Genomic DNA, 834 nt, shown 5'->3' on the forward strand with positions numbered 1-834 from the left:
CTGCGCACACAAGGTTATGCAAAATTGATAAGTGTCGACGTTCGGATCAACCCTTCACTTTATCGTAATCGATACGAGAAAGACGATAGGCCAAAACGCCCACCACTCACTGAGTCAGCAGCTCAATCGCTGATGACCATCGCTGATATGGCTCCACCAAAAATCCAAGAGAGACTAAAAAGACTCGCAGATATGGCAGAAAAATCTGGCCAATAACCATTATCACGTGCGGTAAAATTTAGATAGAAAAAAACCAGGTCGAAACCTGGTTTTTAATATTCTTTGACTAACTTATGCTAGCACCATGTTTGGCTCTGCAAAAGCGACTGGAGAACCGACTTCTTCTTCGAAAGTTGTCCATTCCCACGCTTCTTGATCCGCCAATACTGCGCGTAGAAGTTGGTTGTTTAAACCGTGACCTGATTTATAAGCACGGAATTCACCAATAATTGGATGACCACACATGTAAAGGTCGCCAATTGCATCTAACACCTTGTGAGTAACAAACTCATTCTCAAAGCGCAGACCTTCTTCGTTCAGAATTCGGTAATCGTCCAATACGATAGCATTGTCGAAACTACCACCCAAAACTAGGTTTTGAGATTGTAGGTACTCGATATCACGCATAAAGCCAAACGTACGTGCACGAGAAATTTCGCGAACGAAACCTTGAGATGAGAAATCAAACAGCAGGCGCTGCTCGTCTGATTCAATCGCAGGGTGGTTAAAGTCAATTTCGAAGTCCATACGGAAGCCGTTAAATGGGACAAATTCTGCCCACTTATCGCCATCTTCAAAACGAACTGGCTTTTTAATGCGGATAAAACGCTTAGG

General features: G+C 43.4%; 1 protein-coding gene and 1 pseudogene. One reads left to right on the plus strand and one right to left on the minus strand.

Annotated elements, in window-relative coordinates; translation table 11 throughout:
- A pseudogene (locus R7Z77_RS24825) lies at positions 1-216 on the plus strand (DUF721 domain-containing protein); the annotation flags it as partial.
- A 75-nt stretch (positions 217-291) separates the two neighbouring features.
- Here R7Z77_RS24825 and lpxC read toward each other — a convergent pair.
- Positions 292-834: UDP-3-O-acyl-N-acetylglucosamine deacetylase (lpxC, locus tag R7Z77_RS24830; protein WP_318124906.1), on the minus strand; the 543-nt coding region annotated here is incomplete at its 5' end.

It is taken from the genome of Vibrio sp. 1401 (assembly GCF_033340295.1).